The sequence below is a fragment of the Rhizobium sp. BK098 genome, from assembly GCF_014193155.1.
GTDB lineage: Bacteria > Pseudomonadota > Alphaproteobacteria > Rhizobiales > Rhizobiaceae > Rhizobium.
In genome coordinates, this window is record NZ_JACHYY010000012.1 from 93,163 (window position 1) to 105,426 (window position 12,264).

A 12,264-nucleotide genomic window follows, 5' to 3' on the forward strand; every position below is an offset into this window, starting at 1 on the left:
TATATGAGCACGGCTTCCGTTCCGCTCCCCAATTGGATCACCTACGGTCTGATCCCCCTTCTCAATCTCATTGTTGCCTTCCTGATCTCCGGCCTCGTCGTCTGGTTCATCGGCGAGAGCCCGCTCGATGCGCTTGTCCTGCTGCTGCAGGGCGCGCTTGGCAGCGGCGAAGGCATCGGCTTCACGCTGTATTATGCGACGAGCTTTATCTTCACCGGCCTGTCGGTCGCCGTCGCCATCCATGCCGGCCTTTTCAATATCGGTTCGGAAGGCCAGGCCTATGTTGGCGGTCTCGGCTGCGCCCTGGTGGCGCTGACCCTCGACCATTATGTGCCCTGGTATGTGACGATGCCCTTTGCCGTCATCGGCGCGGCGATCTTTGGGGCGCTCTGGGCCTTCATTCCTGCCTGGCTGCAAGCCAAGCGGGGCAGCCACGTCGTCATCACCACGATCATGTTCAATTTCATCGCATCGGCGATGATGAACTTCCTGCTCGTGCATATACTGATCGTTCCGGGCAAGATGGCCCCTGAAACCCGCACCTTTCTGGAGGGCGGTCAGCTGCCGAAGCTCGGCTGGTTGATGGATATGTTCGGCTCGACCATCGGTGCGGCACCGCTCAACGTCTCATTCCTGATCGCGCTGGTTATGTGCTTCCTGGTATGGGTGCTCGTCTGGCGCACCAAGCTCGGCTATGAAATGCGCACGCTGGGCCTCAGCCCGACCGCTGCGGTCTATGCTGGCATTCCCTATGCCCGCACGGTCGTTATCGCCATGCTGCTTTCCGGCGGCCTTGCCGGCATGATGGCGCTCAATCCCGTCATGGGCGCATCCGCGCGCCTGCAGGTCGAGTTCGTGCTCGGTGCGGGCTTCGTCGGCATCGCCGTGTCGCTGATGGGCCGCAATCATCCGCTTGGCATCATCGTGGCGGCGATCCTGTTCGGCATTCTCTATCAGGGCGGCGATGCGCTCTCCTTCGACATGCCGAACATCACGCGCGACATGATCGTGGTGATCCAGGGTCTCGTCATCCTGTTTGCCGGTGCCCTCGAATATATGTTCCGACCTGCGCTCGTGCGCATCTACCAGACATTCGCCAGGACGTGAGGATCGGACGATGGACTATTATGATCTTCTCATCAGCATACTTGGTTCGACGATCCGCCTGTCGATTCCGTTGATCTTCACGGCGCTGGCGGGCCTGTTTTCCGAGCGCGCCGGCATCTTCGATATCGGCCTTGAAGGCAAGATGCTGGCCTCGGCTTTTGCTGCCGCCTGCGTCGCCTCGATCAGCGGCTCACCCTGGGCCGGCCTTGGCGCGGGCATTGTCGTCTCTGTCGTCGTCGGCCTGTTGCACGGTTTCGCATCAATCACCAATCGCGGCAATCAGATCGTCTCGGGCGTCGCGATCAACTTCCTGATGGCTGGCCTGACCATCGTTCTCGGTCAAGCCTGGTTCGGTCAGGGTGGCCGTACGCCCACTTTGCCTGCCACTGCACGTTTTTCCGGCATCACCCTGCCGGGCGCTGATGCCCTTCGCGACGTTCCGTTCATCGGGCCGCTCTATGCGAATGTCATCTCCGGCAACAATATCCTGACTTATCTGGCCTTCCTGACGGTGCCGATTTCCTGGTGGATTCTTTATCGCACCCGTTTCGGTCTGCGGCTGCGTGCCGTCGGCGAAAATCCCGGCGCCGTCGATACCGCCGGCATCTCGGTCGAATGGCTGCGTTATCGCTCGTTAATAGCAGCCGGCATTCTCTGCGGCTTCTCCGGCACCTACCTCGCCATCGCCCAGTCGGCTGCCTTCATCAACAACATGTCCGCGGGCAAGGGCTATATCGCGCTTGCCGCACTGATCTTCGCAAAATGGAAGCCGGTGCCGGTCATGTTCACCTGCCTTCTGTTCGGCTTCCTTGATGCCTTCGCCAATTTCATGCAGGGCAAGGCGGTTCCGGGCATCGGTGAGGTGCCGGTACAGATTTTCCAGGCGCTGCCCTATATCCTCACCTGCATCCTGCTTGCAGGCTTTATCGGCGTCGCCAAGCCCCCGAAGGCTGGTGGCGTGCCCTATACCAAGGAGCGCTAGTCTATGTCGCATGATCTGTTCGAGGCTGCGCGCAGCGCGATGGCGTTCGCGCATGCTCCCTATTCGAAGTTTCCCGTTGGCGCGGCGATCCGTGCGGAGGACGGCAAGATCTATACCGGCGCCAATATCGAGAACCTGTCCTTCCCGCAGGGCTGGTGCGCCGAACCGACGGCAATCGGCCAGATGATCATGGGCGGTGCCAAGAAGATCGTCGAGATTGCCGTCATCGCCGAGAAGCTGCCGCTCTGCCCGCCTTGCGGCGGCTGCCGGCAGAAGATCGCCGAATTTGCCAGCAAGGAGACGCGCATCTATCTTTGCGACGAAACCGGCGTGAAGAAGACCATGACCATGGACGAAATGTTGCCCTTCAGCTTCGAAACGGAGGTGCTCGGATGAGCGCGGCCGTCGATATCCTCACCGAGAAGCTCGGCGAGCTGAAGCCGCGCTATGGCATCATCCTGGGTTCCGGCCTCGGCTCTCTCGTGGATGAGGTCAAAGACGCGCTGCGCATTCCCTATGCCGATCTGCCCGGCTTCCCGGTCAGCGCCGTCTCCGGCCATGCCGGCACGCTGGTCGCAGGCAAGCTCGGCGATGTCCCCGTCATCATGCTTTCCGGCCGGGTGCATTACTACGAAAAGGGCGACGCCAATGCCATGCGCGGGCCGATCGAGACCTTGAAGGCACTCGGCGTCGACACGCTGATCCTGACCAACTCGGCCGGATCGCTGCGCGAAGAGATGCCACCGGGCTCGGTGATGCAGATAACCGATCACATCAACTATTCCGGCATGAACCCGCTGATCGGCGAGGAGAGCGACAGACGCTTCGTCGGCATGACCAGCGCCTACGACCTCGACCTCATCATGCGCATGCGCAAGGCGGCGGAAAAGGCCGAGATCAAGCTGTCACATGGCGTCTATATGTGGTTTTCCGGCCCGAGCTTCGAAACGCCGGCCGAGATCCGCATGGCGCGCATCCTCGGTGCCGATGCCGTCGGCATGTCGACGGTGCCGGAAGTCATCCTAGCGCGTCTTTTCGGTTTGAGGGTTGCCGCTGCCTCCGTCATCACTAACTATGGTGCTGGCATGACCGGTGGCGAGCTCTCGCATGAGGAGACGAAGGACATGGCTCCGGTCGGCGGCGCGCGGCTTGCCGCTATCCTGAAAGAAATGATCGCGGACGAAGGAGATCCACAATGACCGGCCATTCGCTGAGAGAAACGGCAGCCGTTGCGCTTTCCCTTCTCGATCTCACCAATCTCAAGGATGACTGCACCCCGGCTCAGATCGAGGCGCTGTGCGCCCGTGCGCAATCGCCCTATGGCAATACGGCCGCCATCTGCATCTGGCCGCGTTTCGTCGCACAGGCGCGCGGCATTCTCGGTGTCGATCATGCCATAAAGATCGCGACCGTGGTGAATTTCCCGGCCGGCGATATGGAGGTGGCCGATGTTGCTGCCGAAGCGCGCGAAGCCATTGCCGATGGCGCCGACGAGATCGATCTGGTCATTCCCTATCGCGCCTTTCTGGCGGGCAATGAGCAGGCCGTCACCGATATGGTTGCCACGGTGAAGGCCGAATGCAAAGGCCCGGTCCTTCTGAAGACGATCCTCGAAACAGGCGAGCTTAAGGATGTTGCACTGATCCAGCGCGCATCGGAACTCGCGATCGATGCCGGATCCGACTTCATCAAGACATCCACCGGCAAGGTCGCCGTCAACGCGACGCTCGAAGCCGCTGACATCATGCTGCGCGCCATCCGTGCTAGCGGTCGCAACGTCGGCTTCAAGCCGGCGGGCGGCATCGGCTCTGTCTCCGACGCGGCCCTGTATCTCAGCCTTGCCGAGACCATCATGACACCTGATTGGGCTATGCCTTCGACCTTCCGTTTCGGTGCATCGAGCCTGCTCGACGATATCCTGAACGTGCTGGCCGGCGGTGAGTCCAAGACGGCGTCTTCAGGCTATTGATCCATGATCCCGCAGGAGATCATCCGGCAGAAGCGTAACGGCGCCACTCTCTCGGCCGCCGATATCGATGCGTTTATCGGCGCATTAGGCCGTGGCGAACTGGCCGAAAGCCAGATCGGCGCCTTTGCCATGGCCGTCTGGTTTCGCGGTATGACGCGCGAGGAAACGGTGGCGCTGACGCTCGCCATGGCCCGCTCCGGCGATACCCTCTCCTGGCAAGGCATCGACAGGCCGATTGCCGACAAGCATTCGACTGGCGGCGTCGGTGATAACGTTTCGCTGATGCTCGCCCCAATTGCCGCCGCCTGCGGCCTCGCCGTGCCGATGATTTCGGGTCGCGGTCTCGGCCACACCGGCGGCACGCTGGATAAGCTGGAATCCATTCCCGGTTACGGGATCACGCCGGATGCCGCCCGTTTTCGCAAGGTGGTCGATGAGGTTGGCTGCGCCATCATCGGCCAGACCGGCGCGCTGGCGCCCGCCGATGGCAAGCTCTATGCGGTGCGCGATGTCACCGCGACCGTCGATTCGGTACCGTTGATCACCGCCTCCATTCTGTCGAAGAAACTGGCGGCGGGGCTGGAAACGCTGGTGCTCGACGTCAAGATCGGCAACGGCGCCTTCATGACCTCGCAGGAAGAAGCCGAGACGTTGGCGCGCTCGCTGGTGGAGGTGGCCAATGGCGGCGGGGTCAAGACTTCGGCCCTGATTACCGACATGAACCAGCCCCTGGCCGATGCGGCGGGCAATGTGGTCGAGCTTCGCAACTGCCTGGATTTCCTGAAGGGCAACAAGGCAGGCACGCGCCTCGAGACGGTCGTGCTGGCCTTCGCATCCGAAATGCTCGTCCAAGCCAGCACTGCCGCAAGTGCTGCCGATGGGGAGAGAAGGGCGCGCGAGGCTCTGACCTCAGGCAAGGCGGCAGAGATCTTCGGCCGTATGGTGCACGCCCTTGGCGGCCCCGCAGATCTACTGGAACACCCGGATCGCTATCTGGCGAGTGCGCCGGTGCAGAAGCCCGTTCTCGCCGCGGCCGATGGCTGGCTTGGCGCCTGTGATGCGCGGGAGATAGGCATGAGCGTCATCGATCTCGGCGGCGGCCGTCGCCGCCCGCAGGACAAGATCGATCATCGCGTCGGCTTCACAGACATTCTGCCACTCGGAACGAAGGTGAGCAGGGGCGATCGTATCGCCACCGTGCACGCCGCCGACGAGGCAAGCGCGCAAAAGGCCGCGGTCGCTTTGTCGGCTAACTATCGCATCATGGATACGGCGCCCGCTTTGTCGCCTGTCATTCTCAGACGGATTTGATCTGAAGGCGCCAGTCGGCCACTTCGCAGTCTCGGGAAGGCCTTCTATCCTATTGCTTCAGAAGCAATGTGCCGTTCTGAACACCATAGGAGTTCAGCTTCGTCATGAAGCTCATGCCGATCAGCGTTGTGCTCAATGCGTTATCCTTTGCCACCACGGCCTCGATATCGCGGACCCGGATCGTGCCGATCTCCAGGCGGTCGAGTTTGATGTGGGCGACCTTTGACGTGCCATTCGCGGTCTGGACCGTGTAGCGATAGTCGAGATCGACGCCGCTGAAGCCGAGGCTGCGCGCGGTGCTTTCGTTCATTGCCACATAGGTCGCGCCGGTATCGATCATCCCGTGCACAGAGCGGCCATTGATGGTGAAATCGCCTTCATAGTGGCCGCCCGCATTGGCGCGCAGCTGAACGCTGCCATAGGAAACGGGAGCTTCCGCCTTCGGTGGAGCAAGCGAAACCGCTTCGACCGGCGCCGGTTTCGCGGCATGTTCGCCATAGCTGCTCACCAGCATCGGCATCTGGGTCGCCGCAACGGCGATGACACCGGCAAAGGCAAGAACGCGAACGAACATCGGCAAGGCCCCTCCTGCGGGCCATGCCATTTATAAGCCGAGAGTGCTGAAAGGATGCTAAAGCAATCAATAAAAAGCCCGGCAGTCGAATAACTGCCGGGCTTCCTGAAAAGTATTAGAGCGGGTTTACTTGGTGCCGTACATGCGGTCGCCGGCATCGCCGAGGCCGGGGACGATGTAGCCCTTTTCGTTCAGGTGGCTGTCGATGGCGGCCGTGAACACCGGAACGTCCGGATGCGCCTTGCGGAAATTGGCGATGCCTTCGGGAGCCGCCAGCAGGCAGAGGAAGCGGATGTTGTGCGCACCGCGCTCCTTCAGCTTTTCGATCGCGGCAATCGAGGAATTGCCCGTTGCGAGCATTGGATCGACGACGATGATCAGGCGCTCGGAGATATCCTCGGGCGCCTTGAAGTAATATTCGACCGGCTGCAGCGTTTCATGATCGCGGTAGACGCCGATATGCGAGACGCGGGCCGAGGGCACGAGATCGAGCATGCCTTCGAGCAGGCCGTTGCCGGCGCGCAGGATCGAGGCGAAGACCAGCTTCTTGCCCTCGAGGATCGGCGCATCCATTGGCTGCAGCGGCGTCTCGATGGTCTCGATGGTCAGTTCGAGGTCGCGCGTCACTTCGTAACAGAGCAGCGTCGAAATCTCGCGCAGCAGCCGGCGGAAGCTTCCCGTCGACGTGTCTTTCTTGCGCATGATTGTGAGCTTGTGTTGCACAAGCGGGTGATCGATGACAGTGACGCCGTCCATGGTTTCAGCCTTCCAGTAATTCCGCGGTATAAGATGGTTCTTCCACGGAAATCGCCTCTGGTGCAAGGAAATAGGCCACTTTGGGAGATTTCATCCCCAATCTGCGGCCAAAACCCTCATTTTACAGTTTTGATAGCAACGCCGCCCGTGTCGCCTCGTCCACAAACGCCGCCTTGATCGCCGTGCGCGTCATCGCATTGATCTCGTCGTCGCTGAAGCCGAAGGCTGACGACGCAAGCTCGTATTCCCGCTCGAGCGAGGTGTGGAAGAAGGGCGGATCATCGGAACTTATCGTCACCTTCACGCCGGCGTCGCGCAGCTTGCGCAGCGGATGTGACTGGAAATCCGGAAAAACCTTCAGCGCGACGTTGGAGCCGGGGCACACCTCCAGCACGGTGCCGAGATCGGCAAGACGCCTGACGAGATCCATGTCCTCGATGGCGCGCACGCCATGGCCGATACGCTGCGGGCGCACCAGATCCACCGCGTCGGCGACGCTAAATGCACCGCACACTTCGCCGGCATGGATGGTGATGCCGAGACCGGCCTCGCGGGCGATGTCGAAGGCGCGGGCATAATCGGCGACGCGGCCCATGCGCTCTTCGCCGGCCATGTTGAAGCCGGTGATCAGCGGATTGTCGCTCTTGGCGGCATATTCCGCCGCCTTCACCACGCGCTCCGGGCCGAAATGACGTTCGCCGGTGACTATCAGCCGTGCCTCGATGCCGGTCTTGGCCTTGGCTGCACGGATGCCAGCCGAAACGCCTGCCATATAGGCGTCGGCGCCGAGGCCGATGCGATCGCCATGGTCGGGCGAGACGATGAGTTCGCTATAGATCGTGCCGATGTCGGCAAGCTCTTCCAGATAGGTTTCCGTCAGAAGCGCATAGTCTTCCTCGGTGCGGTAGACCTCGGAAACCTTGTCGTAGCAGACGAGGAATTCGGCAAAATCCTTCCAAAGGTAAATACCGTCATTCAGAAATACGCTGGTATCTACTCCGTATTTCTCCGCTTGTGCGAGGGTCAACGCCGGTGGAGCCGCGCCCTCCAGATGGCAGTGCAGCTCCACCTTCTTCAAATGCGATGTCAAAGGAAGCTCCTCCCGTGCGGTCCTGCCGCAATTCCCAAATGTTTCGCAACCGTCTCGCCGATATCCGCATAGGTCTGACGGACGCCGATGGATCGGGAACGAATGCCCGGCCCGTAAGCCATGACGGGCACGCGCTCGCGTGTATGATCGGTGCCGCGCCAAGTCGGGTCGCAGCCATGATCGGCGGTCAGAATGACGAGATCGCCGGCCTTCAGCTTCTTATGCACCTCAGGCAGGCGCGCGTCGAAGGCTTCGAGCGCTGCGGCATAGCCTGGCACGTCGCGGCGATGGCCATAGACCATGTCGAAATCGACGAAATTGGTGAAGACAAGATCGCCGTCGTCGGCTTCGTCCATGGCCTTCAGTGTCGCATCCATGAGTGCCATGTTGCCATTGGCCTTGATGACCCTGGAGACGCCCTGATGGGCAAAGATATCGCCGATCTTGCCGACGGCGTGCACCGTGCGTTCAGCCTTGACCAGACGGTCGAGCAGTGTCGGCTCGGGCGGCAGAACGGAAAAGTCGCGACGATTGCCGGTTCGCTCGAATGTCGCCACCGTCTCGCCGACGAAAGGGCGGGCGATGACGCGGCCGATATTGTAGGGATCGAGCAGCGTACGTACGATCTTGCAGAGGCCGATCAGCCGGTCGAGGCCGAAATGCTGCTCGTGCGCTGCAATCTGGAAGACGGAGTCGGACGAGGTATAGCAGATCGGCTTGCCGCTGCGGATGTGCTCTTCGCCGAGCTTTGCGATGATATCCGTGCCGGAGGCATGGCAATTGCCGAGAATCCCCGGCAGATCGGCGGCTTCGCAGATGGCCTTCACCAGCTCCGGCGGAAAGGCATCGCCCTCCGCCGGAAAGTACCCCCAGTCGAACATGACGGGCGTTCCGGCAATCTCCCAATGACCGGATGGCGTATCTTTACCGCGAGAGACTTCATTGGCGCAGCCATAGAGACCATAGAGTTTTTCCGGTAGCGGCATGCCGGCGGGATAGTTGCCCGTTGCCGCCTTGGCGATCTCCAGTAGGCCGAGGCCCGATAGGATCGGCAATGTCAACGGGCCTTGGCGAAGGCCCGCCCGATCGGCCGCGCCAGCGGCGCAGAATTCCGCGATATGGCCAAGCGTGTCGGCGCCTTCATCCCCGTAGCTTGCCGCATCGGGGCCGCCACCCACGCCGAAAGAATCCAGAACGAAGAGAAAGGCGCGCGCCATAGATCACCCGATAGAATACCGTCACCCCGGGGAGGTCTTCCGGGTCATTGGACGTCACCCATATAACGGAGGCATCGACTTGGCAATTTTCCGTTTGGAAGCCCCGCCAGGCGCCTCTCTGCGGCGGCGTTCTCAGCAATCGCTGCAGCTGATCGAAGTTCCGACACGCTGGCGATAGTAATATTGCCGGCTGATGGTGATCTGGTTTGTACCGCTTGGCAGGAAATTGGCACCAAAGCTGAGGAGCTGATAGGGGAGGGCAAGTTCGCTGCGGACGAGGAATGTGCTTGCCTGGTTCATGTTGGCCGGCAAAGTGACCGTCGAGCCAACCGTATATGGCCTGGTTCCGTCCTGTGCCCAGGACCACGCGACTGTCGCCTTGCCTGAGGCGTCGATGGTGATGCCGGTGATCTTCAGCGTCAGGCCGGTGGTGCCATAGGGTGCGAAGATGGCGCCGGCGACCGAGGGCATTGTCGCAAGCACGGACTTTGTGATCGACGATTGCTGCGAGACGATGTCCGCGATCGAACCGGCCGAACGGCTGGCTCGTTTCGAGGCGCTGAGGCCGACGGTAAGCTCGAAGGCACCGAGATAGAGCATCAGCAACACGGGAAAAAGAATGGCGAATTCGATGGCGCCCACGCCGCGCTCGTCGCGGGCGAATCGCCGCAACATGCCCGAGGGCGCATTTTCTTTCGCGGTCATGTTTGCGGCCCTGCTCACGGATAATTCTCGTTCTGAAAGGCCGCCGTTGCGACGATGAGATAGACCGAGGCCGAACCGTCAGTCGGGTGCACGTTGGTCAGATAGGGGCGCAGCAGGTCCGTTATGATCCCCCAGCGATAGTAGGCGCGCACCATGTTCAGCGACTTGGCCCCGCCCGGTGTGAAGGCGAAACCTGTGGTGCTGAGGTCGGAATAGGGATCGGTTGAGGATTTGCGAGGGATTGTTGTCGGCATGGATGCGAAGCTCGAATAGCTCTGCACATCGAGGTAAAGGTTTGTGGGCGTCTGTAGTTCGGAAGATGAGCAGGTAATGAGCACGGAAATCTGATTGCAGAATGCCTGCCGGAATTGCTGCGAGCTGGTATTGGCCGCAGTAATCTGCCCGGTTCTGATCTGACGCGACAGAGTATCGACGGCGTTCGAAACGACTTGTTCCGCAGTAAAGGCGACAAAGGTTTCGATAATGGCGAAGATGATCAGAAAATAAGGAATCGCGAGCAGAGCGAATTCGATCGCTGCCGTCCCATCGCGAGAGCGCACGAATTCGCGCAATCTACCCCGGGCATGCTGCCGTGCAGGGCTTGTATTGGCGAGAAGCGCGTTGTCTGGCGTCATAGGTCATCCGCGATGTTTAAACGCGGAGGACACTAGAGTTGCTTTCTTGATAATCCGTTTCTCTTCTCTATTCATATTTAGAGGAAACCAGGATTATCGATCGCAATATAATTCTTTGAAAGTACTTTAGAATATTTGCGTTATCGAATGTTATTATGGCCCTGCGGCCGCGGTCGGCGTCGCCGTATTGTTTTGCTGGGCATGCTGTTCGCAATTCGGCGTGCATGACAGCACGGCGCGATCCGTCTGGCGGAAAACGCGGACCGTATTGCCTTCGTCGATCGATACCAGGATCTGCTCGTCGACGATCGCATTGCCGTCGGTATCGAGCAGGATGATATTCGTCGTGCCGAAGCTTCGGCCTGTCAGTACGATGGTTTTCGGATCGGCGACCGTTGCATCGGCGACCTGCGAATTGCCGACGATGACCTTGCTGACGGGGCGGTCCAGCTTCAACACGCGCGCGTGATCCATATAGACGCGCAGCATGCTCTCTCCGGCAGCGTGGGAAAGCTGCGGCATCATGCCGGCCGCGGCAACAATGCAGGCAAGGAATGCTGTTCTGCCGCCGATTGGCATGGCTTGGCCTCTTGGAAAGCGATAGTGAAAAGAATTTCCGGATAGAATGGGAAAGAATGGTGAATGAACGATTAAGCTGACCAGGCGTCGTTCGATTATGGCTCGGATGTGTCATTCGCGCGTCATATCATCCTATCATTGCGAAAATCCTGTATTGTTTCGAGACGAATTGCATGTAGCGCTAATATTTGCCCATCTAATAATTTCCATTTGGCTGAAAAACTTCTTTAAAACGGAAAGAAGAACATAAAACTTGCATTAACTATTCTATTTTCGCTTTTGTATTTACTGCGTATTAACCTAATTCTTTAAAGCGATGGAAACGGCGCGCAGCTACCGTGCAGTTCATCCGATCAACGGCAACAGTTGGCGGACGTGCTGTCAACAAAGTGGAGTTAAACTTATGTCCAAGCTTTTTTCGCGTTTCCTGAAGGATGAATCCGGCGCGACCGCAATCGAATATGGCCTGATCGCCGCCCTGATCTCGGTCGCTATCATTACCGGCGCGACGACCCTCGGTGGTACGTTGAATAATACCTTCCGAAATATTGCAACGAAGATGACTGCCGCTGATACTCAATCCAAGGGGTACTAAGGCGCAATAATAGCGCCTTGAAACCAACCCTGTTTCTGCAAGGTTTGGTGCTGCTAACGAAAACCGTTCTCTCTGCGAGCGGTTTTCGATTTTTTTATCTTGGTCGCAAAAGGCGGTGTATCTTCAATGCTTGAAACGGCAACATTGCTGATCTTCCCGCTCTGCATGTCAATCGCGGCGATCTCGGATCTATTGACCATGACGATCCCGAATCGCGTGTCGTTGGCGCTTGCGGTCTCGTTCCTTGTACTGGCGCCGATTTCGGGGCTTTCGACCGTTGAAATCGCCATGCATCTTGCCGGAGCGGGCGCTGTGTTCTCTGCCTGCTTCACGTTGTTCGCACTGAACATCATGGGCGGCGGCGATGCGAAGCTCCTGGCTGCTGCTGCACTTTGGTTTGGGTTCGATTCTTCTCTCATCGAGTTCTTGGTTTATGTCGCGTTCATCGGTGGCGCAGTTACTGTTTTGGTCATCATGCTGAGATCGCAGGCCACTACCATCATGGCTTTGGGCCTGCCATTGCCGCACTCATTGACGGTTGCCAAAAAAATCCCTTACGGCATTGCCATCGCGATTGGCGGGATGCTCGCCTTCCCCTCCTCGGCGGTTCTTCTGGGGGCAACGGCTTAAAAGTACTCCGAACCTTAACGAAGGAGTATAGGTGTACTTTTTGAAAGCGAACCCTAATATACGCCAAGTAATCATGGTTAAGTAACAATAAATGTAACCACCCATTAACCATAA

15 protein-coding genes are annotated in these 12,264 nt (G+C 59.3%); 8 read left to right on the forward strand and 7 right to left on the reverse strand.

What is annotated here, in order from left to right:
- The first annotated feature begins 3 nt into the window (after positions 1 to 3).
- Genes FHT73_RS25110 through deoA form a run of 6 tightly spaced genes read left to right on the forward strand, consistent with a single transcriptional unit; the run spans position 4 to position 5,369 of the window.
- Positions 4 to 1,107 (forward strand): ABC transporter permease, encoded by a 1,104-nt coding sequence (locus FHT73_RS25110; RefSeq protein ID WP_112338447.1) that lies wholly within the window; start codon positions 4 to 6, stop codon positions 1,105 to 1,107.
- Between the two features lie 10 nt (positions 1,108 to 1,117).
- Entirely contained in the window at positions 1,118 to 2,089 is a 972-nt protein-coding gene (locus FHT73_RS25115; RefSeq protein WP_112414860.1) for an ABC transporter permease, read from the forward strand.
- Between the two features lie 3 nt (positions 2,090 to 2,092).
- Positions 2,093 to 2,485 carry a cytidine deaminase gene (locus FHT73_RS25120; RefSeq protein WP_112412774.1) on the forward strand — a complete coding sequence of 131 codons (393 nt, stop codon included), beginning with the start codon at positions 2,093 to 2,095 and terminating at the stop codon, positions 2,483 to 2,485.
- On the forward strand, positions 2,482 to 3,288 hold the full coding sequence (locus FHT73_RS25125; RefSeq protein WP_183715626.1) for a purine-nucleoside phosphorylase: 807 nt from the start codon (positions 2,482 to 2,484) through the stop codon (positions 3,286 to 3,288). Before FHT73_RS25120 ends, FHT73_RS25125 begins: the two co-directional genes overlap by 4 nt.
- Positions 3,285 to 4,058, forward strand: a complete 774-nt coding sequence (deoC, locus tag FHT73_RS25130; protein WP_183715628.1) for a deoxyribose-phosphate aldolase — start codon at positions 3,285 to 3,287, stop codon at positions 4,056 to 4,058. The genes FHT73_RS25125 and deoC overlap by 4 nt, the downstream gene beginning before the upstream one ends.
- Positions 4,059 to 4,061: 3 nt before the next feature.
- The gene (gene deoA / locus FHT73_RS25135) at positions 4,062 to 5,369 is read left to right on the forward strand and encodes a thymidine phosphorylase (RefSeq protein ID WP_183715630.1); all 1,308 of its coding nucleotides are present in this window, start codon (positions 4,062 to 4,064) and stop codon (positions 5,367 to 5,369) included.
- A 49-nt stretch (positions 5,370 to 5,418) separates the two neighbouring features.
- Here deoA and FHT73_RS25140 read toward each other — a convergent pair whose 3' ends face one another.
- From FHT73_RS25140 to FHT73_RS25170, 7 genes are all read right to left on the reverse strand, one after another.
- Entirely contained in the window at positions 5,419 to 5,943 is a 525-nt protein-coding gene (locus tag FHT73_RS25140; RefSeq protein WP_183715632.1) for a TIGR02281 family clan AA aspartic protease, read from the reverse strand.
- Positions 5,944 to 6,069: 126 nt separating this feature from the next.
- Positions 6,070 to 6,699, reverse strand: a complete 630-nt coding sequence (gene upp, locus FHT73_RS25145) for a uracil phosphoribosyltransferase (protein ID WP_015338410.1) — start codon at positions 6,697 to 6,699, stop codon at positions 6,070 to 6,072.
- Between the two features lie 121 nt (positions 6,700 to 6,820).
- Positions 6,821 to 7,789, reverse strand: coding sequence for an adenosine deaminase (locus FHT73_RS25150; RefSeq protein ID WP_183715634.1), 969 nt, complete (start codon positions 7,787 to 7,789; stop codon positions 6,821 to 6,823).
- Entirely contained in the window at positions 7,786 to 9,006 is a 1,221-nt protein-coding gene (locus FHT73_RS25155) for a phosphopentomutase (protein ID WP_183715636.1), read from the reverse strand. Before FHT73_RS25155 ends, FHT73_RS25150 begins: the two co-directional genes overlap by 4 nt.
- A gap of 132 nt (positions 9,007 to 9,138) precedes the next feature.
- On the reverse strand, positions 9,139 to 9,711 hold the full coding sequence (locus tag FHT73_RS25160; protein ID WP_112338550.1) for a TadE/TadG family type IV pilus assembly protein: 573 nt from the start codon (positions 9,709 to 9,711) through the stop codon (positions 9,139 to 9,141).
- A gap of 14 nt (positions 9,712 to 9,725) precedes the next feature.
- On the reverse strand, positions 9,726 to 10,346 hold the full coding sequence (locus FHT73_RS25165; RefSeq protein ID WP_112412768.1) for a TadE/TadG family type IV pilus assembly protein: 621 nt from the start codon (positions 10,344 to 10,346) through the stop codon (positions 9,726 to 9,728).
- Between the two features lie 153 nt (positions 10,347 to 10,499).
- Entirely contained in the window at positions 10,500 to 10,925 is a 426-nt protein-coding gene (locus FHT73_RS25170) for a pilus assembly protein N-terminal domain-containing protein (protein WP_015338415.1), read from the reverse strand.
- Positions 10,926 to 11,328: 403 nt separating this feature from the next.
- Between FHT73_RS25170 and FHT73_RS25175 the strand changes: the two genes are divergently transcribed.
- Both FHT73_RS25175 and FHT73_RS25180 read left to right on the forward strand, forming a co-directional pair.
- A complete protein-coding gene (locus FHT73_RS25175; protein WP_015338416.1) occupies positions 11,329 to 11,520 on the forward strand; it encodes a Flp family type IVb pilin in 192 nt (63 codons plus the stop codon).
- A 126-nt stretch (positions 11,521 to 11,646) separates the two neighbouring features.
- Positions 11,647 to 12,150, forward strand: a complete 504-nt coding sequence (locus FHT73_RS25180; protein WP_183715638.1) for a prepilin peptidase — start codon at positions 11,647 to 11,649, stop codon at positions 12,148 to 12,150.
- Positions 12,151 to 12,264 lie beyond the last annotated feature (114 nt).

Bases quoted from the DNA above. Each gene is read 5' to 3' on its own strand.
- FHT73_RS25170 (WP_015338415.1), bottom strand. From the start codon at position 10,925: ATGCCAATCGGCGGCAGAACAGCATTCCTTGCCTGCATTGTTGCCGCG.
- FHT73_RS25115 (WP_112414860.1), top strand. From the start codon at position 1,118: ATGGACTATTATGATCTTCTCATCAGCATACTTGGTTCGACGATCCGC.
- deoC (WP_183715628.1), top strand. From the start codon at position 3,285: ATGACCGGCCATTCGCTGAGAGAAACGGCAGCCGTTGCGCTTTCCCTT.
- FHT73_RS25175 (WP_015338416.1), top strand. From the start codon at position 11,329: ATGTCCAAGCTTTTTTCGCGTTTCCTGAAGGATGAATCCGGCGCGACC.
- FHT73_RS25120 (WP_112412774.1), top strand. From the start codon at position 2,093: ATGTCGCATGATCTGTTCGAGGCTGCGCGCAGCGCGATGGCGTTCGCG.
- FHT73_RS25125 (WP_183715626.1), top strand. From the start codon at position 2,482: ATGAGCGCGGCCGTCGATATCCTCACCGAGAAGCTCGGCGAGCTGAAG.
- FHT73_RS25155 (WP_183715636.1), bottom strand. From the start codon at position 9,006: ATGGCGCGCGCCTTTCTCTTCGTTCTGGATTCTTTCGGCGTGGGTGGC.
- FHT73_RS25165 (WP_112412768.1), bottom strand. From the start codon at position 10,346: ATGACGCCAGACAACGCGCTTCTCGCCAATACAAGCCCTGCACGGCAG.
- upp (WP_015338410.1), bottom strand. From the start codon at position 6,699: ATGGACGGCGTCACTGTCATCGATCACCCGCTTGTGCAACACAAGCTC.
- deoA (WP_183715630.1), top strand. From the start codon at position 4,062: ATGATCCCGCAGGAGATCATCCGGCAGAAGCGTAACGGCGCCACTCTC.
- FHT73_RS25110 (WP_112338447.1), top strand. From the start codon at position 4: ATGAGCACGGCTTCCGTTCCGCTCCCCAATTGGATCACCTACGGTCTG.
- FHT73_RS25140 (WP_183715632.1), bottom strand. From the start codon at position 5,943: ATGTTCGTTCGCGTTCTTGCCTTTGCCGGTGTCATCGCCGTTGCGGCG.
- FHT73_RS25160 (WP_112338550.1), bottom strand. From the start codon at position 9,711: ATGACCGCGAAAGAAAATGCGCCCTCGGGCATGTTGCGGCGATTCGCC.
- FHT73_RS25180 (WP_183715638.1), top strand. From the start codon at position 11,647: ATGCTTGAAACGGCAACATTGCTGATCTTCCCGCTCTGCATGTCAATC.